This is a genomic window from Ruegeria sp. HKCCA0370, from assembly GCF_013033705.1.
Taxonomy (GTDB): Bacteria; Pseudomonadota; Alphaproteobacteria; order Rhodobacterales; family Rhodobacteraceae; genus Ruegeria.
The window spans coordinates 188,234-212,668 of record NZ_WQEP01000007.1 but is presented as its reverse complement, the minus strand read 5'-3'; the positions used below and the strand labels follow the sequence as shown (position 1 = coordinate 212,668).

The window sequence follows — 24,435 nt, the reverse complement described above, 5'->3', positions numbered from 1 at the left end:
ATTTGGTTCACGTCGCGTTTAACGCCGGCAGAGTCCCTTGTTTACGGGTTGGGGGCACTCTACATCGGCACCCATGAAGCTCAGCCTGCCGTTCGTAAAAAAGCACCCTTGCGTGGCCGTTGTCCGTTTGTCCGGTTCCATTGGAATGGCGGGGCGTGGGGCGTTGAACGACACAACCCTGGCGCCTGTTCTGGAAAAAGCGTTTCGCAAGGGAAAACCAGCCGCCGTGGCGATTGAGCTTAATTCCCCGGGCGGGTCCCCTGTGCAAAGTTCGCTGATCGGTGCCCGCATCCGGCGTTTGTCGGAAGAGCTGGATGTGCCGGTGATTGCCTTTGTCGAGGATGTTGCGGCCTCCGGCGGCTATTGGCTGGCTGCCGCAGCGGACGAGATCTGGGCCGATGATAGTTCGGTTCTTGGGTCAATCGGTGTAATCTCGGCCGGGTTTGGCGCGCATGTCTTTCTGGCGCGGCAAGGGTTTGAGCGGCGCGTGCATACGGCGGGCCAGTCGAAATCCATGCTGGACCCGTTTGCGCCGGAAAAGAAAGAGGATGTGGCCCGCCTGCAAGGTTTGCTGGGGGATATCCACGAAAACTTCATTGATCATGTCAAAGCGCGACGTGGGGACAAGCTGGATCAAAGTGCAGATTTGTTCACCGGTGAGGTTTGGCTGGCGCGCCGCGCGCAAGAATTGGGCCTGATTGATGGCATCGCTCATCTCAAGCCCAAGATGCAGGAACGCTTTGGCGACAAGGTCAAGTTCCGCCGCTACGGTGTGCGCAAACCGATCTGGACGCGTTTTGGGGCCAGCTTCGCACAGGATGCCATTGCTGGCCTGGAGGAGCGTGCAGCATATGCGCGTTTCGGTTTGTGACGTGATCATCAAGGCCGTCACCCTTTTCCTGATTGCCATGGGCGTATTGGCAATGTTCGGTAAGCTTCGCTTTCCCGGACAAAAGAAATTGAGTTCGGCGAAATGTCCGCGCTGCGGTCGGTATCGTATCGGCAAAGGCCCCTGCGCCTGTGAAAAAGGAGGCCGGACTTGATTACCACATGGCTGTTGTCCGGTCTGGGTCTGTTGATTCTGCTGCTGGCAGGCGACGCCCTTGTGCGTGGTGCCGTGAACCTGAGCCTGCGCCTGGGCGTTCCTGCGTTGATCGTCAGCCTGACGATTGTGGCATTCGGAACGTCCGCGCCTGAGCTTTTGATTGCCATCAGCGCTTTGAAAGAGAACGCCCCCGGTATCGCACTGGGCAATGTGGTCGGATCAAACACGGCGAATATTTTGCTGGTTCTGGGCCTTCCCGCGCTTCTGGCGACTCTACACACCAGTGAATGCAACAGCCGCCGGAACTATGTCTTCATGCTGATGGCGACGGTTCTGTTCATTGGTTTGGCATTCTTGGGAACGTTCACGTTCTTCAGCGGCCTGATCTTGCTGGCGGCGTTGGGTCTTGTTCTTCTGAACGCCTTCCGCGAGGCAAAAGCCCATCGCAAAGCCTGCGGTGAAGCCTGTGTGGACGAAGAGCTTGAGGGGCTGGAAGAAGCTGATCCTGACATGCCTTATTGGAAGGTGTCGGTGTATCTGATCCTCGGGCTGATTGGTCTGCCAATGGGTGCGCATCTTTTGGTAGATAACGCAACGATCATCGCGCGGACCTACGGGGTCAGTGAGACGGTCATTGGTTTGACGTTGATCGCAGTTGGAACGTCTTTGCCCGAATTGGCGACAACAGTTATGGCCGCTTTGCGCAGACAGGCCGACGTTGCGCTGGGTAACGTGATCGGTTCGAACATGTTCAACCTTTTGGCCATCATCGGGATCGCAACCTGGTTTGGTCGTATCCCGGTTGATCCCGAGTTCCTGCAATTCGATCTTTGGGTCATGCTGGGCGCATCGCTGCTGCTGATACCGTTTGTATTTTTCAAACAAGATATCTCGCGCATCTGGGGGTTGGTGTTGACTTTCCTTTATGTGCTTTACGTCACCGTATTGCTGGTGTGATCTGACAAAACGAGGTGAAGCATGACCCGAGCCCTAGTCACCGGCGCCGGTATTCGTCTGGGCCGGGCCATGGCACTGTATCTGGCAGATCGAGGTTTCGATGTGGCCGTGCATTACGCCTCATCCGAAGGTCCGGCGCAGGAGACGGCGGCAGAGGTACAGACCCTGGGTCGAAAATCCGTGACCCTGAAGGCCGATCTGCTGGACGAAGCTCAGGTTCAGGCGCTGCTGCCCAAAGCGGCCGAGGCGCTGGGCGGGCCAATTACGTGTCTGGTGAACAACGCATCGATCTTCGAATACGACAACATCCGCACGGCAACCCGGCAAAGCTGGGATCGACATCTCGACAGCAACCTGCGCGCGCCCTTTGTGCTGACGCAGGCCATGGCAGGTCAGGGGCTGAGTGCTGGAACAGATGAAAATGGCGAACCGCTTGCAACCGGCCTTATCGTCAACATGGTGGACATGCGCGTGCGTAAGCTGACGCCCGAGTTCATGTCATACACCATCGCAAAAATGGGTTTGTGGGCACTGACCCGAACGGCGGCGCAGGCGTTGTCTCCGACGATCCGTGTCAATGCGATCGGGCCGGGCCCCACGATGCAGGGCCACCGCCAAAGCCAAGAGCATTTCCAGGCACAGCGTTCAAATACCGTTTTGGAGCGGGGATCCAACCCGTCTGACATAACCGCTGCGCTTGGGTACTTTCTGGATGCACACGCGGTCACCGGACAGCTTTTATGTGTGGACGGCGGTCAGCATCTGGGTTGGAAAACTCCGGATGTTCTGGGTGTAGAATAAGTAATTCTGCTGCAAGTTTTGCACCGCTCTCAATTGTGTTACACGCGCGTTACAAAAATGTCTTTTTTTTCATACACTTGCTAAGTATGCAAAAAAATAACATTTAAGAACAAGTACTTGATAAGTTGCCTATTTTTTGTGCAAGTAAAGGAAAAGGCAAGGAAACAAGGGGATTTCCGATCTTCCGGAATTTTATCTTCACACTTATCCACAGAAACCGTGGATTTGTTTTCTCTTGATCTGGAAGGCGTGAGATTGCAGCCATTGCCAGAGAATCATATCTCAGGATCATGACCACCGACAGCGAATCATCCCCCACCGGCTATGCCTGCATTCAGCGCTATGTAAAAACGCTGGACAGTTCTCCGGGCGTTTACCGCATGCTCGATGCAGACAGCCGGGTTCTGTATGTCGGCAAAGCCCGAAATCTCAGGGCACGGGTGTCGAATTACACACGGCCGGGTCATTCGGGGCGGATCGAAAAGATGATCGCCGCGACGGCCTCGATGATGTTCCTGACCACGCGAACCGAGACCGAGGCCCTGCTGCTTGAGCAGAACCTGATCAAGCAGCTCAAACCCAAGTACAATGTATTGTTGCGGGATGACAAAAGCTTTCCGAACATACTGGTCGCCAAGGATCATGACTTTCCGCAGATCAAGAAACACCGAGGGGCGAAGAAGGAAAAAGGTGCCTATTTCGGCCCCTTCGCCAGTGCCGGTGCGGTGAACCGGACGCTGAACCAGTTGCAAAAAGCGTTCCTGCTGCGCAACTGCTCGGATTCGATGTTCGACAGCCGAACGCGGCCATGCCTTCTATATCAGATCAAGCGGTGTTCCGGGCCGTGTGTCGGCCTGATCTCAGAGCAGGATTACCGTGAAAGCGTGAAGGACGCCGAACGCTTCCTGTCGGGCCGCTCGACAAAGGTGCAAGAGGAATTGGCCGAGCAGATGATGGCCGCATCTGAGGCGATGGAGTTCGAACGCGCCGCAGGTCTGCGTGACCGCATCCGGGCTCTGACGCAGGTGCAGACCTCTCAGGGTATCAACCCGCGCGGTGTGGCCGAGGCGGACGTGATCGGCCTGTATATGGACAGCGGTCAGGCCTGCGTGCAGGTGTTTTTTATCCGTGCGAACCAGAACTGGGGCAACAAGGATTTCTATCCCCGCGTCGGCCCGGATGTTTCACCTGCCGAGGTGATGGAGGCCTTTCTGGGCCAGTTCTATGACAACAAGGAACCGCCGCGTCAGCTGATCCTGTCGGACGGAATCGAAAACGTGGATCTGATGCAGGACGCGCTGTCTGAGAAAGCCGGGCGCAAGGTCGAAATCCTTGTGCCGCAGCGTGGCGAAAAACAGGAACTTGTTGCCGGTGCCTTGCGCAACGCGCGCGAGGCTCTGGCCCGCCGCATGTCGGAAAGTGCCACGCAGGCCAAGTTGCTGCGCGGGCTGGCCGAGGCGTTCGATCTGGATGGTCCACCGGGACGGATCGAAGTCTATGACAACTCTCATATTCAGGGCACCAATGCTGTCGGCGGCATGATCGTGGCCGGCCCCGAGGGGTTCATGAAGAACGCTTACCGCAAGTTCAACATTCGCGGTGATGACCTGACACCGGGTGACGATTTCGGCATGATGAAAGAGGTGCTGAACCGCCGCTTCACCAGACTGCAAAAGGAAGACCCGGACCGCGACAAAGGGCTGTGGCCCGATCTGTTGCTGATTGATGGCGGCGCAGGGCAGGTAAGCGCGGTGCATCAGATCATGGTCGAACATGGGGTCGAAGACATTCCCATGGTCGGCGTCGCCAAGGGGGTCGACCGCGACCACGGCAAGGAAGAGTTTCACCGGATCGGCCAAAGCCCCTTTGCGCTGAAACGCAACGACCCTGTGTTGTATTTCATTCAACGCCTCAGAGACGAAGCGCACCGGTTCGCCATCGGCACCCATCGTGCAAAACGCGCCAAAGCCGTGGGTGCAACGCCGTTGGATGAAATCCCAGGGGTAGGGGCTGCGCGCAAGCGTGCTCTGTTGACCCATTTCGGCAGCGCCAAAGCCGTCAGCCGGGCCAATCTGGCCGATTTGAAAGCGGTCGAAGGGATTTCGGCCGGGTTGGCGCAGAAGGTTTACGATTTCTTCCACGACAAGGGCTAGGCTTGCCGGCCCCGCCACAGGATATATAGGCCCGACGCGACGATCAGCGCGCTGCCGATCCACATGTTGGGATCCAGCCTCTCACCAAACATGGCTACGCCAAGCCCAATGCCGAACAACAGCCGGGTGTATCTGAACGGGGTCACGGCGGACACTTCGCCGGTGCGCATCGCCTTCATCAGCGACGCATAGGCCATTACGCCCATCAGCACCGCACCGATCAGATGCAGGCTGGTGTGAAGGCCAACCGGTGCAATCGGCGCGCCCTCCCAAAACCGATAGGCCACCCCGGCCACGATGATGCTGAGGAAGCCGTAAAACCCCAGGACTTCGGTTCCAAGCGTGGCAGGTGCTGCGCGGCTGGCCAGATCACGTCCGGCAAATCCCAGCATTCCCAGCACCGCCAGTATCGACAGCAACGAAAAGCTGTCTCCGGTGGGTTGCAGGATGACGACAACGCCGATCATGCCGACAAAGATAGCGCTCCAACGCCGCCAACCGACTGTCTCGCCAAAGAACAACGCGGCGCCTGCAACAACGACCAGAGGCGTGGCTTGCAGGATCACCGTGGCCGAGGACAACGGCGTCAGTGCGATGGCCAGAACATAGAACAACCGACCAAAGACCTCGAACAGCACCCGAATTTTCATCGGGCGGGACAGAACGTCAGGTTGCAGCAGCCGCTGCCCACGGGCCCGGGCCACCGCAGCGAAAATCACCGACCCGCCCGCGCCGAAAAGAACCAGGACCTGCCAGATCGGCAGCGCGGCTGAAGCTGCCTTCAGCATCGCATCCTCCAGCGCAAAACCGGCCATCGCGGCGACCATCCAGAGGCTGCCGATCATGTTTGACCGTGTGTCGGTTTGAATATGCGCTGTCATCTGGTTCTTTCCGGCTGGGCTTGCGCGGCAATCTGACCGCAAAGCCGGGAAAGGCCAAGAGGTACTGTTCTGAGACGTCGGGCCTGCGGCGCTTTGACCAAGCGCTTTTGAATGATACAGTTTTTTGTCTGATTGGCTTTTCTGTCCCGGACCGGCGATATAGGGTCCAAGCCATGAAGTGGAATTTGCCTAATCTCCTAACCGTCCTGCGCCTGCTGGCCGCGCCCGGGCTGGCAGTCATGTTTCTGTATTTCACCCGTCCCTATGCGGACTGGTTTGCACTGATCCTGTTCCTGTCGGCGGCGATTACCGATTGGTTCGATGGGTATCTGGCCCGCGCATGGAAGCAGGAGACCAAGATCGGAGCGATGCTGGATCCGATCGCCGACAAGGCCATGGTGGTGATCGCGCTTATGATCCTTGTGGGCTATTCGACCGAGCACTGGACGCCGTGGCTTGTCCTTCCTGCAACCGTGATCCTGTTTCGCGAAGTTTTTGTCTCGGGCCTGCGGGAATATCTGGGCGATGTGGCCGGGACGCTCAAAGTCACCAAACTGGCCAAATGGAAGACCACGGCCCAGATGGTCGCCATCGCGGTTCTGTTTTCGCAGGGTATCTTCGAGCACTATGCCGTGATGGCGAGTTTTGGCATGGATGCCGAGCTGGTCGAGCAGATCATTGCGGGTCAGGTCGACGACGTGAACCACCTGCGCCTGAATGTCGATGGCATGTATTGGGCGGGTCAGGTCGGGCTGTGGCTGTTATGGATTGCGGCAACGCTTACATTGATCACCGGCTATGACTACCTACGTAAAGCCATGCCTCATCTGAAGGAGAGCTAACCGATGGATGTTCTGTATTTCGCCTGGGTGCGCGAACGCATCGGCTTGCCAAAGGAAAAGGTCGAAACGCAAGCGGCCACGGTCAGCGAATTGGTGATTGAACTGAGCGCTCGGGAAGAGCGCTATGCCGCGGCATTTGCCGATCTGTCCGCGCTGCGCGTTGCGTTGGATCAGGAGCTGTCGGATTTCGATGCGTCGCTGGCAGGTGTTCGGGAAGTTGCGTTTTTTCCGCCGATGACGGGCGGTTGACCGATGCGGATCGCAGTTCAGGAAGAGGCGTTTGATTTGGGGGCCGAGGCCAATGCCTTTGCCGCAGGGGATGATTCCAACGGCGCCATTGTCACCTTCACCGGCGTTGTGCGTGACCTGGCGAGCGGTGATCTGGATGTGATGGAGATCGAGCACTATCCCGGTATGACCGAACGCGCCCTGACCAAGATCGCCGAAGAGGCGCAGGCGCGTTGGGCATTGGGTGACGTGCTGGTCATACACCGTTTTGGACGCTTGGTTCCGGGGGATCGCATCATGATGGTGGCCACGGCGGCCCCGCATCGCAAGGACGCGTTCGAGGCGGCCGAATATCTGATGGATTACCTGAAATCCCGCGCACCGTTCTGGAAAAAGGAAATTACCCGTTCCGGCGCCGAATGGGTTGCGGCCAAAGATCAGGACGAAGACTCTCTGAGCCGCTGGTAGCGTCGCGCGCCCACCGCGGTGGTTCTGGAAACCGAGCGGTTTCAATTCTTCTCTGGACGCCGGTTCACGAGCCTGCGCTAAATCTGCGCAAGTGGATCAAGAGGATGGCGGCATGCATGACGGGCTGAGAAACAAGGGCCTAGCGACACGGGCAATCCATGCGGGCGAAGCCCCGGACCCGACCAGCGGTGCGTCTGCGCCGGCCCTGCATATGTCTTCGACATTCGTCACGGATCAGGTGGCGGGGTTTTCGGCCCACGATCTGGAGGAAGAAGCCCCTTATCTTTACGGGCGCTGGGCCAATCCCAACGTCAGGACGCTGGAAACCAAGATCAGCATGTTGGAAGGCACCGAAGATTGCCTCTGTCTGGCGTCCGGTATGGCGGCGGCCACCGCCATCTTCCTGACGTTCCTGTCTGCCGGGGATCATTTGATCGTTTCCGACGTCTCTTACGCGGGCGTGGCAGAGCTGGCGCGGGACACGCTGCCGCGTCTGGGGATCCATGTCAGCACGGTCAACATGTCCGATCTTTCGGCGGTATCAGCAGCCATCAGGCCGAACACGCGTCTCATCCACACGGAAACACCCGTGAACCCGATCGGTCGTCTGACCGATCTGGCATCGGTCTCAGCAATTGCCAAAAGCGCGGGGGCGTTGCTGTCCTGCGATGCGACTTTTGCGTCTCCGCTTGGTCAGCCAAGCAAAGAGCTGGGCGTTGATCTGATCATGCATTCGGTGACCAAGTACATCGGCGGGCACGGTGATGCCATCGGTGGTGCGGTGGCCGGGCGAAAGGACCTGATCGAGAAAATCCGTAACGAATCCGCGATCCACCACGGCAGCATCATGTCCCCCTTCAACGCGTGGATGATCGCGCGGGGCATGGCCACTCTGCCGCTGCGGATGACAGCGCATCAGGCAGGTGCCACCGTCGTTGCCGATTGGCTTGAGACACGCGCGCGCGTGACCAGAGTGATCTATCCGGGGCTGAAGTCGCATCCCCAATATGAGCTGGCCCAAAAGCAGATGCGCAACACATCCGGCATGATCGCTTTTCAGGTGGGTGATCACGCAACAGGCGAGGCACTGGCCCAGCAGATGATCGATAAACTCCGGATCGTTCACTATGCCGTGTCGCTTGGCCACCATCGCAGTCTGATATTCTGGATGGGAACCGAAGCTTTGATGCAATCGTCCTTCCGATTGGAAGGGGCGCAATTGGCAAGTTACCGGGATTTCGCAGGCGACGGCGTGTTCAGGCTGTCGGTTGGTCTGGAAGACCCCGAAGACCTGATCGCAGATTTGGCGCAGGTCCTGTGAGCCGTCCGGGAAGGCGGTTTCTCAGTCGGCGTTGTTGATCCGGCCGCGCATTTCCTCGGCCTCTTGCCGCGCGGCGCGCAGACCGTCCATGGCCGCGGCCAGCTCTGCCTCTGTCTGGGTCAGCTGATTGGTCAGCTCGGCTTCACGTTGCTGAAGGTAGGTTATGGCCTGATCGCGGGTTTCTTCCGCTTCGTGCAGTTCCTGGCTCATGCGATCCAGATCGGCAACGTCGCTTTGGCGGACGCGGGACAGGCGGTGTGCCAGCCAGTTGGCAAACCAGCCCATGCAGAAGGCCGCAAACAGAATGACGGCTGTGGCGATGATGAATTCGGTTCTGTTCAACTTACTGGTCCTCTGCGTCCGTGTCTGGTGCGGTCGATTCGGTCTGATCCGTTTCAGGCGCGTCGGCCTCAGCCCCAACCTCGGCCTCAGCCTCGAGCGCTTCGAGGCCTGTTTCGGAGGCTTCGACCGGCTCGGGACGAATCAGCCGGAACTCGATCCGCCGGTTTGCTTCGCGGCCTTCTTCGGTGTCGTTGTCCGCGATAGGCTGTGTTTCACCGTATCCAACGGCAGTGTAGCTGCTGGTGGGAATGCGCCGCCCGCGCAGCTCGTTCAGAATCGATTGCGCCCGTGCCTGGCTGAGCTGCTGGTTCATCTCTTCGCGGCCCTGGCTGTCCGTATGGCCCTGGATCTCCAGCCGGATCGGCCCGCAGTCACGCAGGATGTCGGCGATCTGGTTCACCGTATCGCGCGAGTCGGATGCGATCGTCGCTGATCCGGGTTCGAACGCAATTTTGCTGACGGATTGAATTTCGGCGATCTGCGCTTCGCAGACTTCAGGATCGGGCAGCGCGTCTTCGGGCTCTGGCGGAGGCTGATAGGTGATCGTCAGAGTGAATTCCTGCCCTTCGCCCAGCTTGTCCGACAACTGACCTGCGATACGGGCTTTGGCATCCTCTTCATGGCTGAGGCCGGTCAGTTCGACCGAGCCTGGTGTTACGGTCAAGGCCCCGTTGTGAAGCTGGGCCAACGCCTCGAGGCCGGCCAGAACACGCACCGGCCAATCTGCCGGAAGCCCCGGCGCGATGCGGGTCGCGGTATAGACCTGATCCGAGCCGAAGGCCGCGCGGGCATAGCTGTCGACCATGTCCCGCAACGTTTCATCCCCCAGGCGCCCTCGCAGTTGCACAAGCCCTTCGGGGCTGCGGGTCGCCGAGAACTCGACGGGTCCGGTCTGTTCGCTGGTTTCAGGTTCCGGCAGCACAGCATGCAGGGCAAAGACCTGAGGCAACGCTGTTTCAAGTTCACCTACAACCCGGTCGAACAAGGCTGGATCCGTGCCTTGCGCCGCAACCAGGGTGATGTCCGCATCCGACATCGTGACCGAGCCTTTGCCGATTCTGGCCAGTGCCTGAATGCTCTTCTCGGCGGCTTCGGGCCAGCGTGGCGAGGGCTCGCCCAGACCGATGGTGCAGGAATATGTTCCCGACAAGCCGGCATCGCGCGCAGCGGTCACGATCCGGTCGCGTGCCTTTGCATCCTGTGCCGAACAGGCGTCAAATTGCCCACCGTCTTCGTTGATCAGAAAACGCAGCGTAAAGGGCGTTATGACGGGACGAGGTGCCGAGATCGCCAGCCCGATCCGCAGGCTGGGCGGCGCGGCGCGGGTCAGATCGCGTTCGAGACGTTGTTTTTCCTGTTGGCTGTCCGCAATGGCGGTGATTTTGACCAAATCGGCGTTTGCGGAAATTTTGGCACGCGGCAGGCTCGCCAGCGCCTCGATGGCATATGATATCGCGGCATCCCAACCGTCGGGCTTGGGGTAATCCGCGGTTTCCATCAGGTCCGAAACTGCGATGTTGGGGTCGAGGTTGCTCAGCCTTCTGATCAGGTCATCTCTGTCTTCGCTGGCGGGGATCAAGCCGATGATCGAGATGCCGCGATCATTGCGCAGAATTTCCGCCGAAAAGCGCGGCGGCGCTAGGGCAGAGGTTGCTTCGACCTCCATTTCATCGATTACGCGGGACGCATCGACCTCGGTTCCGGCTGCGGTCAGTGCGTTGAACCGTGTCGCCTCATCGGGTGCAATCCCGGTCAGGACCACGCGCAAGCCGTCTGACTCGACCTCGGCCCAGTCGTGTCCTTTGAGATCAAGCGCCCGGCGCACGGCGAACTCCGATGTCTCTTCGATCTTTGTGACGGCATAGCTGGCTGCCAAAAGCGACAGCCCGGCTGATACAAGAAAGATCAGGGAAACAACGATAAAATACGGCAGACGCATATTTGGGTTTGACACTCCTCAGGCGGTTGGGCCGATCTTTACAGGCCGCGTTCAGCAGGTGCAATCAGAGCAACAGGGCGACGCAGAGGAAGATCAGCGGAATCAAGCCAGTGTCGCGGTTGAGCCTGAACAATTGCAACAGTCTGGCATTGTCTTCGATGTCCAGCGCGCGGAGTTGCCACATCATGTGCCAGCCCATTGCCCAAGGCCCACAGAGCGCAACGCCCAATGCCAGCATCGAGGCATCCGGCACCCCTGCATCGACGATGGCCAGCCCCATAAGCGACACGGTCGCCACCAAGAAGTACTTCAGCCACCGCGCTGTATCAGCTCCGAACAAACGAGCAGTAGATTTGATGCCGATCAGTTCGTCATCCTCGGCATCCTGATGCGCATAGATTGTATCGTAGAACAGGGTCCACGCGATTCCAGACAGATAAAGCGTCACCGCTGGCCATCCCACGGAACCGCTATGCGCCGCCCAGGCCAGAAGGGCGCCCCAGTTGAAGGCCAGCCCCAGAAACACCTGAGGCCACCAGGTAAACCGTTTGGCAAACGGATAGATCGTCACGGGCAGCAGGGACAGAACACCCATTGCGATTGCCGCCTGATTGAAGCTGAGAAGGATGCCAAGCGCCAGAATGCATTGCAGGACCATCCAGACCGCGGCCTGCCGGACACTGACCTGACCCGAAGGAATCGGGCGCGAGCGTGTGCGTTCGACCTGCCCGTCGAATTCCCGGTCCGTAATGTCATTCCACGTGCAACCGGCGCCCCGCATCAGGAAGGCCCCAAATGCGCATCCCATGGCGATCCACAGATCTTCCCAACGCGGCTGCCCATCATGCAGGATCGCCAGAGCCAGCCCCCACCAACAGGGAATCAGCAGCAGCCATGTCCCGATGGGTCGGTCCGCGCGGCTGAGGCGCAGATAGGGGCGGGCAAAGGCCGGGGCACGGGTGTCGACCCAGTTGCCGCTGACGGCATCGGCGACTTGACCATCTGGTGTTGGGGCATTGCCTTGCATATGTAGGGTCTCATGAGTGCGAAGATCAGACTGTATGTAGAGCAGCCCTTGGGTCAGGGGCAATCGGTTCCTTTGACGCGCGACCAGGCGCACTACCTCTTTGGTGTCATGCGCCTTGCGGTCAAAGGGCAGGTCGCCCTGTTCAACGGGCGGGACGGAGAGTGGTTGGCCGAAGTCTCCGAGGCGGGAAAACGCGGCGGGACGCTGACCTGTATTGAACAGACGAAACCGTTGCAGTTGCCGCCCGATCTGTGGTTCCTGTTCGCGCCCATAAAAAAGGCCCGCACCGATTTCATCGTGGAAAAAGCCGCCGAAATGGGTGCGGCGCGTATCCTTCCTGTTCAGACCGAGTTCACCAATTCCGAACGCATTCGTCAGGACCGCCTGCAGGCCCATGCGGTCGAGGCGGCCGAGCAGTGCGGCGGAACCTTCGTGCCCGAGGTTGCCGATTTGCAGCGGTTGGATCGGCTGCTGGATGCATGGCCCGAAGATCGGCAACTGATGTTCTGCAACGAAGCCGAGGTTGGATCGGCCCTGCGACTGGCCGCCGATGAAAAAGGACGGCCCTGGGCGATTCTCATCGGCCCGGAAGGCGGGTTTTCGGACCAGGAACGCGCGCGTCTGACAGGGTTGCCATTCGCGCATGTGGTCAGCCTTGGCCCTCGTATCCTGCGGGCCGACACGGCAGCGGTGGCTGCATTGACCATGTGGCAGCAGACGCTGGGGGATTGGGCGTGATCCAAGAAGCCTCGCCGTCTGATGCCCCGGCCATTGAGGCGTTTTTGGCCAAACATCCCGATACTTCCATGTTTCTGCGCAGCAACCTGTTGGCGCACGGGATTGGATTTGGAGACGATGACCACTCTACCCGGTTCTTCATTTGGGGGCAGGATCGCATCCAAGGCGTATTCGGCCTGACCAAAAAGGGCTACCTGATGGCGCAACTGCCCGATTGTTCGCCAGAGGCCGCTCAGGCATTTGCGGGCCGGATCGCAGGTCAGACCGTACTGGGCATGACAGGGGCTGCACAACAGGTTGAGATGATATTGGACGCGCTAGGGCTTGGACAGACCGGTTATCGCCTGCATCATGATGAACCCCTGTACCGCCTGGATCTGGGCGAAATCCCAGAGGCACTGATTCCATTTCGCGCCCTGTCCGAAGCAGACCGGCCGTTACTGACGCGTTGGTTTGCGGATTACTTCGAGGATACCGACCAGGCCAAAGGGCACGAGGCGCGTGAAATGGCCTCCGATCGGATCACCACCGATATTCAATCAGGCAGGGCGATTGTCATGCTGGAAGACGACGCCCCCGTAGCCATGGCCGCCATCAATGCATCAGTCCGGGATCAGGTTCAGGTCGGCGGTGTATTTGTGCCGCGCGAGAACAGAAACTGTGGACTCGGGCGCAAGGTCACAACGGCTGTGCTGCAAAAGGCGAGGACCGAGGGCGCGAACACGGCCATCCTGTTCGCCAACAATCCACCTGCCGCGCGAGCCTATGAGACGATGGGGTTCCAGCAGATCGGCTGGTATCGGATCGCCCTGTTGCAAACACCACAAAAGGTGCTGTCATGAGTTTCATCCGACCCGAGGCCAAACTCGCCCTGTGGCGCTGGCGCGAAGTACTGGTAGCCGGGTTTGTCCTGATCCTCGGTCTCAGCTGGATCAACGGGCCCGGTGGTCTGCTGGGGTGGATCGGCTGGCTGCTTGTCGCTGTCGCAATAACCCTAGCGGTGATCGGGGTGCAGCGCGCGCGGTTCAGAACCGGCACTGGCGGACAGGGTGTCGTGACCGTCGATGAAGGTCAGATCACCTATTTCGGCCCACTGGATGGCGGCATCATCGCCACGCGCGAGATTGAGCGGCTGGCGCTCGATCCGACCTCGACGCCGGCGCATTGGGTGTTGGAACAACCGGGTCAGGCGGTGCTTCACATTCCTGTGAATGCGGAAGGGGCCGAGGCGCTGTTCGATGTCTTCTCGGCGCTTCCGGGCCTGAAAACCGAGCATATGCTGGCCGAACTGAACGGTGGATCGGCCCATCCGGTCGTGATTTGGGAGCGTACGCCCTCGCGCCCTCCACACCTTCGGCTGCATTGACACCGGCGCGGTTTGCCCCCACGACTGGCCAAAAGACAGACACATCAGGATCGGAGCACGGGTCTCATGTCCATCCCCCAGTCCGGCGGCGGACCAATCGAACGCCACGAGCAATTGGCCGAATATCTGGAGTCGGGCTGCAAGCCCAAGGCAGACTGGCGCATCGGCACCGAGCATGAGAAATTCGGCTACTGCAAGGACACGCTGAAACCGTTGCCCTTCGAGGGCACCCGTTCGATTGTGGCCGTGCTGGAAGGTTTGCGGGATCGGCACGGTTGGGCCGAAGTCCGTGAAGCGGGTCATCTGATCGGTCTGGAAAAGGATGGCGCCAATGTCAGCCTGGAGCCGGGCGGCGCGCTGGAGCTGTCGGGTGCTCCGCTCGAGACCATCCACGAAACCTGCGATGAGGTAAACACCCACCTGCGCGAGGTAAAGGACATCGCAGATGAGATCGGCGTGGGTTTTATCGGTCTGGGCGCGGCACCGACCTGGACACATGAGGAAATGCCGTTGATGCCCAAGGGGCGGTATCGGCTGATGAACGACTATATGGAAAAGGTTGGCACCATGGGCCGCGCCATGATGCGGCGGACCTGCACGGTTCAGGTCAATATCGATTTTGGGTCCGAGGCCGACATGGTGCAAAAACTGCGCGTGGCGCTGGCCTTGCAGCCGGTGGCAACGGCGTTGTTTGCGAACTCGCCCTTTTTCGAAGGCAAGGTAAATGGCCAGAAAAGCTGGCGCAGCTATATATGGCGGCATCTGGACGATGCGCGTACGGGCATGCTGCCTTTCGTGTTCGAAGACGGCTTTGGGTTCGAGCGCTATGTGCAATATGCGCTCGATGTGCCGATGTATTTTGTCTATCGCGACGGCCAGTATATCAATGCGCTGGGCATGTCTTTCCGCGACTTCCTGAAAGGCGAACTGCCCGCCCTGCCGGGGGAAACGCCCACGCTCAGCGATTGGGCCGACCACCTGACCACCGCCTTCCCCGAGGCGCGGATCAAGAAATTCATGGAAATGCGCGGGGCCGATGGCGGCCCATGGCGGCGCCTGTGTGCCTTGCCCGCCTTCTGGGTTGGCCTGACTTACGATCAGACGGCCCTGGACGCGGCCTGGGATCTGGTCAAAGGCTGGGACACCGAGACCCGCGAGGCGCTGCGTGTCGCGGCTGCCAAAGACGGTCTGCAAGCGAAGGTCGGCAACATCAACATGCACGATCTGGCGCGTGAGGTTGTGGCGATCTCCGAGGCCGGCCTGAAAGCCCGCGCCTATCCCGGTGCCGGCGGCCTGGTGCCGGACGAGACCCATTTCCTCAACGCGCTCAAGGACAGCATCCAAAGCGGGAAAGTGCCTGCGGATGAGTTGTTGGAACACTACAACGGCGACTGGAACGGTGATCTGACCCGGATTTTCCCCGAATACAGCTATTGATCCGCCCGGTCCCGCTTGCATTCGCGGGGCTGGCCCGATAGCAGGTTGGCGACCAAATTCAGAGGGCGTCATGGACGATCTTAAGGCAAAATATCTGGGCCAAATCGCCGAGGCAGGCGACGAGAACGCGCTTGAGGCGATCCGTGTCGCCGCCGTGGGCAAAAAAGGCGAGGTCGCGCTGAAGATGCGCGAGTTGGGTAAAATGACGCCCGAGGAACGCCAGGTGGCAGGCCCAGCGCTGAATGCCCTGAAGGATGAGATCAACGCGGCCCTGTCCGCCAAAAAGGCCGCTTTGGCCGACGCCGCGCTGGATGAGCGTCTGCGCACCGAATGGCTGGACGTCACCCTGCCGACCCGCGCGCGCCGTCAGGGCTCGATCCACCCGATCAGCCAGGCGACCGAGGAACTGACCGCGATCTTTGCCGAACTGGGCTTCTCGGTGGCCGAAGGGCCGCGGATCGAGACCGACTGGCACAATTTCGACGCGCTGAACATCCCCGGCCACCACCCCGCGCGGGCCGAGATGGACACGTTCTATATGCACCGCGCCGAGGGCGACAATCGCCCGCCGCATGTTCTGCGGACGCACACGTCGCCGGTGCAGATCCGCTCGATGGAGAAACAGGGCGCGCCGATCCGCGTGATCTGTCCGGGCGGCGTCTATCGCGCCGACTATGACCAGACCCATACGCCGATGTTCCATCAGGTCGAAGGGCTGGCCATCGACAAGGACATCTCGATGGCGAACCTGAAATGGGTTCTGGAGGAGTTCGTGAAAGCGTTCTTCGAGGTCGACGATGTCGAGCTGCGCTTCCGCGCCTCGCACTTCCCCTTCACCGAGCCGTCGGCCGAGGTCGATATTCGCTGTTCCTGGGATAACGGCCAACTGAAAATCGGCGAGGGCGACGACTGGATGGAGATTCTGGGCTCCGGCATGGTCCACCCCAAGGTGATCGCCGCCGGTGGCATCGACCCCGAGGTCTATCAGGGCTTTGCGTTCGGGATTGGGATCGACCGTCTGGCGATGCTGAAATACGGCATCCCGGATTTGCGGGCGTTTTTTGACAGCGACCTGCGCTGGCTGCGGCACTACGGGTTCGCGGCGCTGGACATGCCGAACCTGCATGGTGGTTTATCGCGGTGACAACTGCACTAACGACAATTGACTACTTGCAATTAGCGGCTCCTTTTTTGGCCGCTCCACTTGCCGCGTACCTAAGTGTTATTGGTTACAAAAGCCAAAAGCGTGCCGATCGCGGTGAAGCATTTCACGCAGAAAAGCGCCGTGTTTATCATGAGTTTCTGATTTCTGCGGCGCAGCTTGCAGGATCTATCAGTTTAGATTCCTCGTCTCAAAAGTATAAAGTCGGGAGAGAAGCTCTAGATGAATTGACCAGCTCCTTGGCGGTTCTGAATCTATTCGGATCTGACGTGGTCGTTAAGGCCGCAACAGACTTTGCTTCATACTTCTATTCATTGAGTGGAAAACCAATAGATGAAGCCGTAGAGCTTAAAAATACAGTGCGAGAAATTGGAGAGATTATGCGGCAAGACTTGCTGCTCAGTAAGTGACGACCTCCAACAATTGATGCGCGGAGCAAAGGCCGATAGACCGCCGCGCCATCGGTCGTTCATTGAGGCGCCATTGGTTCGAGCCCAATGGACGACACCGACCGCACGGGCTGGCGATTTGTCTCCGTTAGCTCTCCGTTTGAACGTCACACGGACCTGGCCGGCATAAACTGCCCACCACCAAACAAGGATCGCCATCCCGCGGTCTGGCGATGGCGCGGCTTGTGATCTAGCCTGACAGACGGCGACAGCGCGGCTTGTTACAGGTTCCCACAGGGTTGTGACGTGACTTGGCGCTCAGGCTGGGTAGGGTCGGGCGCATGATCCATCGACTGCTTTTTCTTCTGCTGACCGCAACCCCCGCTTTCGCCATGGGACCATGGAAGTCGGATTGCCATGGCGATACGGCCTGTGAGGTCGGCGACCGCTCGTACCATGTGCTGGAACCCGATGGCTGGGACGGTGTAACGCCTCTGCCGGTGTTGCTGCATTTCCACGGCTGGGCGCGACAGGGAACCGTTGTGGTGAACCACGAACGCATCGCAGGCGCGACGAAGCTGCGGGGCGTGTTGCTGGTGGCCCCGAACGGTCTGGGCAAGAGCTGGGATTTCTGGACCCCGGAGACCGGCGACGTGCCCTTTGCCGATGCGGTGCTGGAAGACGTCGCCAAGCGCTATCCGGTTGATCCGGACCGTATCTATGTCTCGGGATATTCCTTCGGAGGCGCGATGGCGTGGCGCTATGTCTGTCAGTCAGGCAATGACATTGCCGCCCTGCTGGCCGTTGCAGGCAGCATCCGCCAGACTGAAGCCTGCCCCGAAGCCCCGCGCGAGGTGCGCCATGTGCATGGGCTGGACGACACGGTGATGGATTTTCCCTTTGGACCGGGCGGCGATACCACCTACCCGGTGGCGCTGTGGCGAAAGAAATACAACTGCAACGGTGCCACCCCGCGCGGGGATTGGAGCGTGAGACCGTTCCTGACGCTCAGCCGGGTGGAATGGGCCGATTGTGCGCAGGGGCAGGTGGTGCTGGACACCCATCCGGGCGGGCATTTCATCCCGCATGGCTGGATCGGGCGGCAATTGGACGAGCTTTTGGGCCGCACCCCCACTTATCCGTGACCTGCAGCGCTTGCACCTTGGCGCATTCTTTGTCATTGCCTGTGCCGACTGGATGTTTGCCAAAAAAGGCCCCGAGCAATGAAATTCACTCTGTCCTGGCTGAAAGACCACCTCGACACCGATGCGTCGGTTGATGAGATCACTGAGGCGCTGACCGACCTTGGCCTTGAGGTCGAGGAGGTCATCAATCCGGCTGACAAGCTCAAGGACTTTACGCTGGGCTATGTGAAACACGCGGAAAAACACCCTGACGCCGACAAGCTGCGTGTCTGCAAGGTGGACACGGATGAAGGCGAGTTGCAGATCATCTGCGGCGCGCCCAACGCCCGCGAAGGGATCACTGTCGTCGTCTGCAAGCCGGGCATGTATATCCCCGGTCTGGACCTGACGATCAGCGTCGGCAAGATCCGCGGCGTCGAAAGCTTTGGCATGATGGCGTCCGAGCGCGAGCTGGAATTGTCGGACGAACATGACGGCATCATCGAATTGCCCTCGGGCGAGGTCGGTGACAGGTTCGTTGATTGGCTTGCCGAGAATGACCCATCGAAAGTCGATCCCGTGATCGAGATCGCGATCACTCCGAACCGGCCCGATGCGCTGGGCGTGGAAGGCATCGCGCGTGATCTGGCGGCGCGTGGGATCGGCACTCTGAAACAGCGCGACTACGTGCCGGTGCCCGGTGATTTCGAAAGCCCGATCAAAGTATCGATTGACGAGGATACGCTGGATGGCTGCCCGCATTTCACAGGCCGCCTTATCAAGGGCGTCAAGAACGGCCCCAGCCCGCAGTGGTTGCAGGATCAGTTGAAGGCGATCGGGCTGCGTCCGATTTCGGCGCTGGTGGATATCACCAACTATATGACCTTTGACCATAACCGCCCGCTGCATGTGTTTGACGCGGACAAGGTGCAGGGCAACCTTCGCGTTCATCGCGCCAAAGGCGGTGAAACCCTGGTGGCGCTGGACGAGAAGGAATACACCCTTCAGCCCGGCATGATGGTTATTTCAGATGACAAAGGCCCGGAATCCATCGCAGGCATCATGGGCGGTCAGGAAACCGGCTGCACCGAGGATACGGTGAATGTGTTCCTGGAAAGCGCGTTCTGGGATCATGTGCAGATCGCGCTGACGGGTCGGGCGCTGAAAATCAATTCGGACGCGCGGTACCGGTTCGAACGCGGCGTGGACCCTGAATACACGCTGGAAGGGCTCGAGCACGCAACCCAGTTGATTCTGGACATCTGCGGCGGCGAAGCGTCCAAAGTGGTCGAGGCGGGCAAAGCGCCGAACCACGCGCGTGCGTACAAGCTGGATGCCGAACGGGTGCAGTCTCTGGTCGGGATGGACATTCCCGAAAGCGAGCAGCGTCAGACGCTGACCCGTCTGGGTTTCCGTCTGGAGGGCGAAATGGCCCACGTGCCAAGCTGGCGCCCCGATATCATGGGTGAGGCCGATCTGGTGGAAGAGGTCGCACGGATCGCCTCGTTGACCAAGTTGCAGGGCAAGCCCTTGCCGCGTGTCACAGATGGTATTCCCAAGCCGGTGATGACACCGACTCAGCGCCGCCAGTCCATGGCGCGCCGCACCTGCGCCGCGCTGGGTTACAACGAATGCGTCACCTATACGTTCATCGATCAGGCTTCGGCTGCTTTGTTCGGTGGCGGGGATGACGCGACCATGCTTGAAAATCCGATCTCGTCCGAGATGAGCCACATGCGCCCGGATCTGCTGCCCGGTTTGTTGCAGGCCGCGGCGCGCAATCAGGCACGCGGATATGCCGACGTCGCCCTGTTCGAAGTTGGCCCTGTTTTCCACGATGGCGAACCCGGCGACCAGAAAACCCAGATCGCCGGCCTGCTGGTTGGCCGCAACGGCCCCAAAGATGTGCACGGGGCCTCGCGCCCGGTGGATGTCTTTGATGCCAAGGCGGATGCCGAGGCCGTTCTTGCGGCGATCGGAGCACCGGCCAAGGTACAGGTTCTGCGCGACGGCGATGCCTGGTGGCATCCGGGTCGTCACGGCAAGATCTGTCTGGGTCCCAAAAAGGTGCTGGGTGTTTTTGGTGAGCTGCACCCGCGCGTGTTGCAGGTGATGGATATCAAGGGTCCGGCAATGGCCTTTACGATCTGGCCCGACGAGGTTCCCTTGCCCCGCAAGTCCGGTGCCACACGTGCCGCATTGGAATTGCGTGACTTGCAAGCGGTTGAACGTGACTTTGCCTTTGTCGTTGATGAAAACGTCGAGGCGCTGACATTGGTGAACGCGGCGGCAGGTGCCGACAAAGCGCTGATCGAAGATGTGCGTGTCTTTGACGAATTCATCGGTGGCAGCCTGGGTGAAGGTAAAAAATCGCTGGCCATAACGGTACGTTTGCAGCCGACAGAGCAGACGCTGAAGGAAAAGGACATCGAAGCGGTGGCCGAAAAGATCATCGCCAAAGTCTCCAAGGCGACCGGCGGTGTTCTGCGGGGCTGATGCAGGGCCGCCTCCGGCGGGAGTATTTCAGAAAAGATGAAGGGGCGGTGGCGCCCTTTTCGTGTTTACGGAGGACGAAAGATGCTGAACGTGTACCTCTCTGGCGAAATCCACACCGATTGGCGCGAACAGATCATCGACGGCGCGCAGGGGTTGGACATCACATTCAACAGCCCGGTGACGGACCACGCGGCCAGCGACGATTGCGGCGTTGCCATTCTTGGGGAAGAGCCGAACAAATACTGGCATGACCACAAGGGTGCGATGGTCAACGCGATCCGGACCCGCAAGGGCATTTCGGATGCTGACGTTGTGGTTGTACGGTTTGGCGACAAGTACAAACAGTGGAACGCGGCTTTTGATGCGGGCTATGCCGCAGCGCTGGGCAAATCCATCATCGTGCTGCACGGCCCCGAGCATCAGCACGCGTTGAAAGAAGTGGATGCAGCCGCGCTGGCCGTGGCGGAAAAGCCCGCGCAGGTTGTCGAAATCCTGCGGTATGTGCTGACGGGTGCACTGCCGGGCTGAGTTTTTCAATGCGGGTGCCGGTTTCGGCACCCTGTCAATCGCGAAACAGATCAAGCGCGTGAGGGTATGGCCTTGCCGCGCTGCACCGCCGGGCGCTGCATGAAACGGTCGACATAGGCGACGACATTGGCGTAGCCGTCCCAGCCGACAACCTCTTTCGCGCCGTAGAAGTCCAGAGCATTCAACCAAGGGGCAAGAGCGATATCGGCGATGGAGTAATCGCCGGCGATCCAGTCTTTCCCTTCCAGTTGCGTGTTGACCACGTTCAAAAGGCGTTTGGCCTCGTTGACATAGCGTTCGCGCGGTCGGGGATCTTCGATTTCGCTGCCCGCGAATTTGTAGAAGAAGCCAAGCTGGCCAAACATCGGCCCTACGCCCCCCATTTGGAACATCAGCCATTGTGTAATGCGATGCTTGTCTGCCGCGCTTTGTCCCAGCAACTTGCCTGATTTCTCGGCCAGATACAGCAGGATTGCCCCGCTTTCGAACAGGGCCAGTGGCTTGCCGTCCGGCCCGTTGGGATCGATGATCGCTGGGATTTTGTTGTTTGGGTTCAGCGACAGAAACTCGGGGCTTTTGACATCCGCATCCGATAGCGTCACCAGATGGGGCTCATAGGGCAGGCTGGTTTCCTCCAGCATAATCGATGCCTTTACGCCGTTTGGAGTCGGATAGGAATACAGTTGAATCTTGTCCGGGGACTGCGCGGGCCAGCGCGCCATGATCGGGTGAGGTTTGTTGTCCAGCATTGGGGGCTCCTGTTTGGCTGTCCCTGTAAAAGCTAGGGGCCACGCCTGATTTATATAAGCCCTTGGCGATGTGCATTTCCGGTCAGGCCGTGTTTTCTGGTGAACAAAGGGGAAATCCAACGCAACTCGCACCTAGACCGGAAGCCAAACTTGGCTCACAATCTGGTGACCCCCGCGAAAACCTCGCGGGTTTCTTGCTGTTGAAAGGAGATGGGCGTGGATGAGGTCGTAACACAGGTGGGCGCATTTGCCCCGCTGATCATGAGTGCCGTCAAGGCGCTTGTCGTTCTGATCCTGGGCTGGATCGTGGCTGGTGCAATCGGGGGCATGGTTCGCCGCCGGATCAATTCGACGCCGCATATTGATCCGACGCTAGGGAACTTTTCGGCTAGCCTGGTCAAATGGGCCATTCTCGCCATGGTTCTGGTTGCCGTTCTGGGCATCTTCGGAATTGAAGCCACCAGCATCGTCGCCATTCTGGGTGCCGCGTCCTTGGCTATCGGCCTGGCGCTTCAAGGCACGCTCAGCGATCTGGCGGCCGGTGTGATGCTGGTTGTCTTCCGGCCCTACAAGCTGGGTCAATTCGTTGATATCGGCGGCACGTCAGGCACCGTAAAGGACCTGAACCTGTTCACCACCGAGCTGGTGACGCCGGACAACGTGCAGATCATTGTTCCGAACGGTCAGGCATGGGGCTCGATCATCACGAACTACTCTGCCCATGACACGCGTCGTGTCGATCTGGTATTCGGAATCGACTATGGTGACAGCGCGGACAAAGCCATGCAGATCATTCTGGATGTGGCCAAAGCGGACAGTCGCATTCACAGCGATCCGGAACCCTGGGTTCGGGTTACGAACCTGGGTGACAGCTCGGTGGATCTGACGGCACGGCTGTGGTGCTCGGCGCCAGACTATTGGGATGTCAAATTCGAGCTGACGAAAACGATCAAGGAAGCCTTTGACGACAAGGGTATTTCGATCCCTTACCCTCATTCGGTGGAAATCCAGAAACAGGGGTGACGGCTCCCGCCCGTCGATCGGGCATTCGAAAATGCCCTCCTCCCGTTAGGCCGGGTACCGCGCAAGGGCGCGGTGCCCTTTTCTTTGTTCAAACCATCGCTTTGGGTCCGACCGCGCCACGCCTGTGGCGTGGCGCTATGCCCAACGCTGGAAACCGCTTTTCAAAAGCGATTTCAGGGGCGGGAGTGGTTACGACTTGACGATTACGTTGGGCGAGACGACGTCAATACCAAGGGCCTTGCCGACCGCATAGTAGGTCAGCTTGCCAGCGTGGACGTTCAGACCTTCCAGCAGATGCGGATCGTCCTGACACGCCTGTTTCCAGCCTTTGTCCGCCAGAGACAGCATGAACGGCATCGTGGCGTTGCCCAGGGCGATGGTCGAGGTGCGCGCCACTGCGCCCGGCATGTTGGCAACGCAGTAATGCATGATGCCATCGACATCGTAGATCGGGTCGGCATGGGTGGTGGCTTTCGACGTCTCGAAGCACCCGCCCTGATCGATGGCAACATCGACAAGTACGGCACCGGGTTTCATCGTCGACAACTGGGCGCGCGAGACAAGTTTTGGGGCCGCAGCGCCGGGGATCAGAACGGCACCGATGACCATATCGGCATCCTGGATCAGCTCGGCCGTGGCACCCGCCGTCGAATACTGGTTCTTGAAAGTTCCGCCAAAGACGTCGTCCAGATAGCGCAACCGCGGCAAGGAGCGATCCAGAACGGTGACATCCGCGCCCATTCCGGCAGCGATCTTCGCCGCATGGGTCCCTACGACGCCGCCGCCAATTACGACCACTTTGGCAGGGCCGACACCGGGTACGCCACCCATCAGAACGCCGCGCCCGCCATTGGCCTTTTGCAGTGTCCACGACCCGACCTGAGGGGCCAGACGACCGGCGACTTCGGACATCGGTGCCAGCAGGGGCAGGCCGCCGTTCGCATCGGTCACAGTCTCATAGGCGATTGCGGTGCAACCCGATTCCAGCAGGTCATGCGTCTGGTCCGGGTCCGGGGCCAGGTGCAGATAGGTGAACAGCAACTGCCCTTCACGCAGCATATTGCGTTCCACGGCCTGGGGTTCCTTGACCTTGACGATCATGTCGGCGGTAGCAAACACCTCTTCAGCAGTGTCGATGATACGTGCGCCAGCCGCGACATAGGCGTCGTTGTCAAATCCCGCGCCGATGCCGGCGCCGGATTCGATCAGGACTTCGTGGCCACGTGCGACTGCTTCCTGAGCAGCATTGGGCGTCATCCCGACGCGGAATTCCTGAGGTTTGATTTCCTTGGGGCAACCGATTTTCATGGGGTTCTCCGTACATAAACTGCTTAAATTATGTGCATTTCGCAGTGCAATTTCTGTGAAAGAAAACGTGTCAGTATATTTTTCTTTGGAAGAATATCGCGTAATATACAA

General features: G+C 59.5%; 25 protein-coding genes. 19 read left to right on the top strand and 6 right to left on the bottom strand.

The window, feature by feature from the left end:
* Positions 1-73 precede the first annotated feature (73 nt).
* The 5 genes from GOW31_RS15705 to uvrC all read left to right on the top strand — a co-directional run bounded on the left by GOW31_RS15705 (position 74) and on the right by uvrC (position 4,956).
* A complete protein-coding gene (locus GOW31_RS15705; protein ID WP_171171301.1) occupies positions 74-871 on the top strand; it encodes a S49 family peptidase in 798 nt (265 codons plus the stop codon).
* Entirely contained in the window at positions 852-1,043 is a 192-nt protein-coding gene (locus GOW31_RS22100) for a hypothetical protein (protein WP_253282532.1), read from the top strand. The genes GOW31_RS15705 and GOW31_RS22100 overlap by 20 nt, the downstream gene beginning before the upstream one ends.
* Positions 1,043-2,002, top strand: a complete 960-nt coding sequence (locus tag GOW31_RS15700; protein WP_171119832.1) for a calcium/sodium antiporter — start codon at positions 1,043-1,045, stop codon at positions 2,000-2,002. Before GOW31_RS22100 ends, GOW31_RS15700 begins: the two co-directional genes overlap by 1 nt.
* Before the next feature lie 21 nt (positions 2,003-2,023).
* Positions 2,024-2,803, top strand: coding sequence for an SDR family oxidoreductase (locus GOW31_RS15695; RefSeq protein WP_171171299.1), 780 nt, complete (start codon positions 2,024-2,026; stop codon positions 2,801-2,803).
* A gap of 290 nt (positions 2,804-3,093) precedes the next feature.
* On the top strand, positions 3,094-4,956 hold the full coding sequence (uvrC, locus tag GOW31_RS15690; protein ID WP_171171297.1) for an excinuclease ABC subunit UvrC: 1,863 nt from the start codon (positions 3,094-3,096) through the stop codon (positions 4,954-4,956).
* Here the strand turns inward: uvrC and GOW31_RS15685 are convergent.
* Entirely contained in the window at positions 4,953-5,837 is an 885-nt protein-coding gene (locus tag GOW31_RS15685; protein ID WP_171171295.1) for a DMT family transporter, read from the bottom strand. The genes uvrC and GOW31_RS15685 overlap by 4 nt on opposite strands.
* A 173-nt stretch (positions 5,838-6,010) precedes the next feature.
* Between GOW31_RS15685 and pgsA the strand changes: the two genes are divergently transcribed.
* From pgsA to GOW31_RS15665, 4 genes are all read left to right on the top strand, one after another.
* A complete protein-coding gene (gene pgsA, locus GOW31_RS15680) occupies positions 6,011-6,679 on the top strand; it encodes a CDP-diacylglycerol--glycerol-3-phosphate 3-phosphatidyltransferase (protein ID WP_152456738.1) in 669 nt (222 codons plus the stop codon).
* A gap of 3 nt (positions 6,680-6,682) precedes the next feature.
* The gene (moaD, locus tag GOW31_RS15675; RefSeq protein WP_171171293.1) at positions 6,683-6,928 is read left to right on the top strand and encodes a molybdopterin converting factor subunit 1; all 246 of its coding nucleotides are present in this window, start codon (positions 6,683-6,685) and stop codon (positions 6,926-6,928) included.
* A gap of 3 nt (positions 6,929-6,931) precedes the next feature.
* Positions 6,932-7,375, top strand: coding sequence for a molybdenum cofactor biosynthesis protein MoaE (locus GOW31_RS15670; RefSeq protein WP_171171291.1), 444 nt, complete (start codon positions 6,932-6,934; stop codon positions 7,373-7,375).
* Positions 7,376-7,487: 112 nt separating this feature from the next.
* Positions 7,488-8,696: a PLP-dependent aspartate aminotransferase family protein gene (locus GOW31_RS15665; protein ID WP_171171289.1), complete on the top strand. Its 1,209-nt coding sequence runs from the start codon at positions 7,488-7,490 to the stop codon at positions 8,694-8,696.
* A 21-nt stretch (positions 8,697-8,717) separates the two neighbouring features.
* Here the strand turns inward: GOW31_RS15665 and GOW31_RS15660 are convergent, their stop codons facing one another.
* The 3 genes from GOW31_RS15660 to ubiA form a co-directional block, all read right to left on the bottom strand.
* Complete coding sequence (locus tag GOW31_RS15660) at positions 8,718-9,038, bottom strand: hypothetical protein (RefSeq protein WP_117870533.1); 321 nt, start codon at positions 9,036-9,038, stop codon at positions 8,718-8,720.
* Between the two features lies 1 nt (position 9,039).
* Positions 9,040-10,977 carry an OmpA family protein gene (locus tag GOW31_RS15655; RefSeq protein ID WP_171171286.1) on the bottom strand — a complete coding sequence of 646 codons (1,938 nt, stop codon included), beginning with the start codon at positions 10,975-10,977 and terminating at the stop codon, positions 9,040-9,042.
* 64 nt (positions 10,978-11,041) lie between these two features.
* Positions 11,042-12,004: a 4-hydroxybenzoate octaprenyltransferase gene (gene ubiA / locus GOW31_RS15650; RefSeq protein WP_171171284.1), complete on the bottom strand. Its 963-nt coding sequence runs from the start codon at positions 12,002-12,004 to the stop codon at positions 11,042-11,044.
* A 12-nt stretch (positions 12,005-12,016) separates the two neighbouring features.
* On the opposite strand from ubiA, the gene GOW31_RS15645 reads away from it, so the two are divergent.
* From GOW31_RS15645 to GOW31_RS15605, 9 genes are all read left to right on the top strand, one after another.
* Positions 12,017-12,742, top strand: a complete 726-nt coding sequence (locus GOW31_RS15645; RefSeq protein ID WP_171171282.1) for a 16S rRNA (uracil(1498)-N(3))-methyltransferase — start codon at positions 12,017-12,019, stop codon at positions 12,740-12,742.
* On the top strand, positions 12,739-13,584 hold the full coding sequence (locus tag GOW31_RS22285; RefSeq protein WP_171171280.1) for a GNAT family N-acetyltransferase: 846 nt from the start codon (positions 12,739-12,741) through the stop codon (positions 13,582-13,584). The genes GOW31_RS15645 and GOW31_RS22285 overlap by 4 nt, the downstream gene beginning before the upstream one ends.
* Positions 13,581-14,108: a hypothetical protein gene (locus tag GOW31_RS15635; protein ID WP_171171278.1), complete on the top strand. Its 528-nt coding sequence runs from the start codon at positions 13,581-13,583 to the stop codon at positions 14,106-14,108. The genes GOW31_RS22285 and GOW31_RS15635 overlap by 4 nt, the downstream gene beginning before the upstream one ends.
* Before the next feature lie 66 nt (positions 14,109-14,174).
* On the top strand, positions 14,175-15,545 hold the full coding sequence (locus GOW31_RS15630) for a glutamate--cysteine ligase (RefSeq protein WP_171171275.1): 1,371 nt from the start codon (positions 14,175-14,177) through the stop codon (positions 15,543-15,545).
* Between the two features lie 70 nt (positions 15,546-15,615).
* The gene (gene pheS / locus GOW31_RS15625) at positions 15,616-16,689 is read left to right on the top strand and encodes a phenylalanine--tRNA ligase subunit alpha (RefSeq protein ID WP_171171273.1); all 1,074 of its coding nucleotides are present in this window, start codon (positions 15,616-15,618) and stop codon (positions 16,687-16,689) included.
* Complete coding sequence (locus GOW31_RS15620) at positions 16,686-17,117, top strand: hypothetical protein (RefSeq protein WP_171171271.1); 432 nt, start codon at positions 16,686-16,688, stop codon at positions 17,115-17,117. Before pheS ends, GOW31_RS15620 begins: the two co-directional genes overlap by 4 nt.
* Positions 17,118-17,437: 320 nt before the next feature.
* A complete protein-coding gene (locus GOW31_RS15615; RefSeq protein WP_171171269.1) occupies positions 17,438-18,241 on the top strand; it encodes a PHB depolymerase family esterase in 804 nt (267 codons plus the stop codon).
* 78 nt (positions 18,242-18,319) lie between these two features.
* On the top strand, positions 18,320-20,716 hold the full coding sequence (pheT, locus tag GOW31_RS15610) for a phenylalanine--tRNA ligase subunit beta (protein WP_171171266.1): 2,397 nt from the start codon (positions 18,320-18,322) through the stop codon (positions 20,714-20,716).
* Between the two features lie 81 nt (positions 20,717-20,797).
* A complete protein-coding gene (locus tag GOW31_RS15605; protein ID WP_171119768.1) occupies positions 20,798-21,244 on the top strand; it encodes a YtoQ family protein in 447 nt (148 codons plus the stop codon).
* A 50-nt stretch (positions 21,245-21,294) separates the two neighbouring features.
* On the opposite strand, the gene GOW31_RS15600 is transcribed toward GOW31_RS15605, so the two are convergent.
* Complete coding sequence (locus GOW31_RS15600; RefSeq protein WP_171171264.1) at positions 21,295-21,993, bottom strand: glutathione S-transferase family protein; 699 nt, start codon at positions 21,991-21,993, stop codon at positions 21,295-21,297.
* A 261-nt stretch (positions 21,994-22,254) separates the two neighbouring features.
* Here GOW31_RS15600 and GOW31_RS15595 point away from each other — a divergent pair, with 261 nt between their 5' ends.
* Positions 22,255-23,016, top strand: a complete 762-nt coding sequence (locus GOW31_RS15595) for a mechanosensitive ion channel family protein (RefSeq protein ID WP_253283973.1) — start codon at positions 22,255-22,257, stop codon at positions 23,014-23,016.
* A gap of 189 nt (positions 23,017-23,205) precedes the next feature.
* Here GOW31_RS15595 and ald read toward each other — a convergent pair whose 3' ends face one another.
* Positions 23,206-24,324: an alanine dehydrogenase gene (ald, locus tag GOW31_RS15590; protein WP_171171260.1), complete on the bottom strand. Its 1,119-nt coding sequence runs from the start codon at positions 24,322-24,324 to the stop codon at positions 23,206-23,208.
* Between the last annotated feature and the right edge of the window lie 111 nt (positions 24,325-24,435).

Excerpts from the sequence above, each read along its gene's own strand:
- GOW31_RS15705 (WP_171171301.1), top strand. The coding sequence starts at position 74 with ATGAAGCTCAGCCTGCCGTTCGTAAAAAAGCACCCTTGCGTGGCCGTT.
- GOW31_RS22100 (WP_253282532.1), top strand. The coding sequence starts at position 852 with ATGCGCGTTTCGGTTTGTGACGTGATCATCAAGGCCGTCACCCTTTTC.
- GOW31_RS15695 (WP_171171299.1), top strand. The coding sequence starts at position 2,024 with ATGACCCGAGCCCTAGTCACCGGCGCCGGTATTCGTCTGGGCCGGGCC.
- uvrC (WP_171171297.1), top strand. The coding sequence starts at position 3,094 with ATGACCACCGACAGCGAATCATCCCCCACCGGCTATGCCTGCATTCAG.
- GOW31_RS15685 (WP_171171295.1), bottom strand. The coding sequence starts at position 5,837 with ATGACAGCGCATATTCAAACCGACACACGGTCAAACATGATCGGCAGC.
- pgsA (WP_152456738.1), top strand. The coding sequence starts at position 6,011 with ATGAAGTGGAATTTGCCTAATCTCCTAACCGTCCTGCGCCTGCTGGCC.
- moaD (WP_171171293.1), top strand. The coding sequence starts at position 6,683 with ATGGATGTTCTGTATTTCGCCTGGGTGCGCGAACGCATCGGCTTGCCA.
- GOW31_RS15670 (WP_171171291.1), top strand. The coding sequence starts at position 6,932 with ATGCGGATCGCAGTTCAGGAAGAGGCGTTTGATTTGGGGGCCGAGGCC.
- GOW31_RS15665 (WP_171171289.1), top strand. The coding sequence starts at position 7,488 with ATGCATGACGGGCTGAGAAACAAGGGCCTAGCGACACGGGCAATCCAT.
- GOW31_RS15655 (WP_171171286.1), bottom strand. The coding sequence starts at position 10,977 with ATGCGTCTGCCGTATTTTATCGTTGTTTCCCTGATCTTTCTTGTATCA.
- ubiA (WP_171171284.1), bottom strand. The coding sequence starts at position 12,004 with ATGCAAGGCAATGCCCCAACACCAGATGGTCAAGTCGCCGATGCCGTC.
- GOW31_RS15645 (WP_171171282.1), top strand. The coding sequence starts at position 12,017 with ATGAGTGCGAAGATCAGACTGTATGTAGAGCAGCCCTTGGGTCAGGGG.
- GOW31_RS15635 (WP_171171278.1), top strand. The coding sequence starts at position 13,581 with ATGAGTTTCATCCGACCCGAGGCCAAACTCGCCCTGTGGCGCTGGCGC.
- GOW31_RS15630 (WP_171171275.1), top strand. The coding sequence starts at position 14,175 with ATGTCCATCCCCCAGTCCGGCGGCGGACCAATCGAACGCCACGAGCAA.
- pheS (WP_171171273.1), top strand. The coding sequence starts at position 15,616 with ATGGACGATCTTAAGGCAAAATATCTGGGCCAAATCGCCGAGGCAGGC.
- GOW31_RS15615 (WP_171171269.1), top strand. The coding sequence starts at position 17,438 with ATGATCCATCGACTGCTTTTTCTTCTGCTGACCGCAACCCCCGCTTTC.
- pheT (WP_171171266.1), top strand. The coding sequence starts at position 18,320 with ATGAAATTCACTCTGTCCTGGCTGAAAGACCACCTCGACACCGATGCG.
- GOW31_RS15605 (WP_171119768.1), top strand. The coding sequence starts at position 20,798 with ATGCTGAACGTGTACCTCTCTGGCGAAATCCACACCGATTGGCGCGAA.
- GOW31_RS15600 (WP_171171264.1), bottom strand. The coding sequence starts at position 21,993 with ATGCTGGACAACAAACCTCACCCGATCATGGCGCGCTGGCCCGCGCAG.
- GOW31_RS15595 (WP_253283973.1), top strand. The coding sequence starts at position 22,255 with ATGAGTGCCGTCAAGGCGCTTGTCGTTCTGATCCTGGGCTGGATCGTG.
- ald (WP_171171260.1), bottom strand. The coding sequence starts at position 24,324 with ATGAAAATCGGTTGCCCCAAGGAAATCAAACCTCAGGAATTCCGCGTC.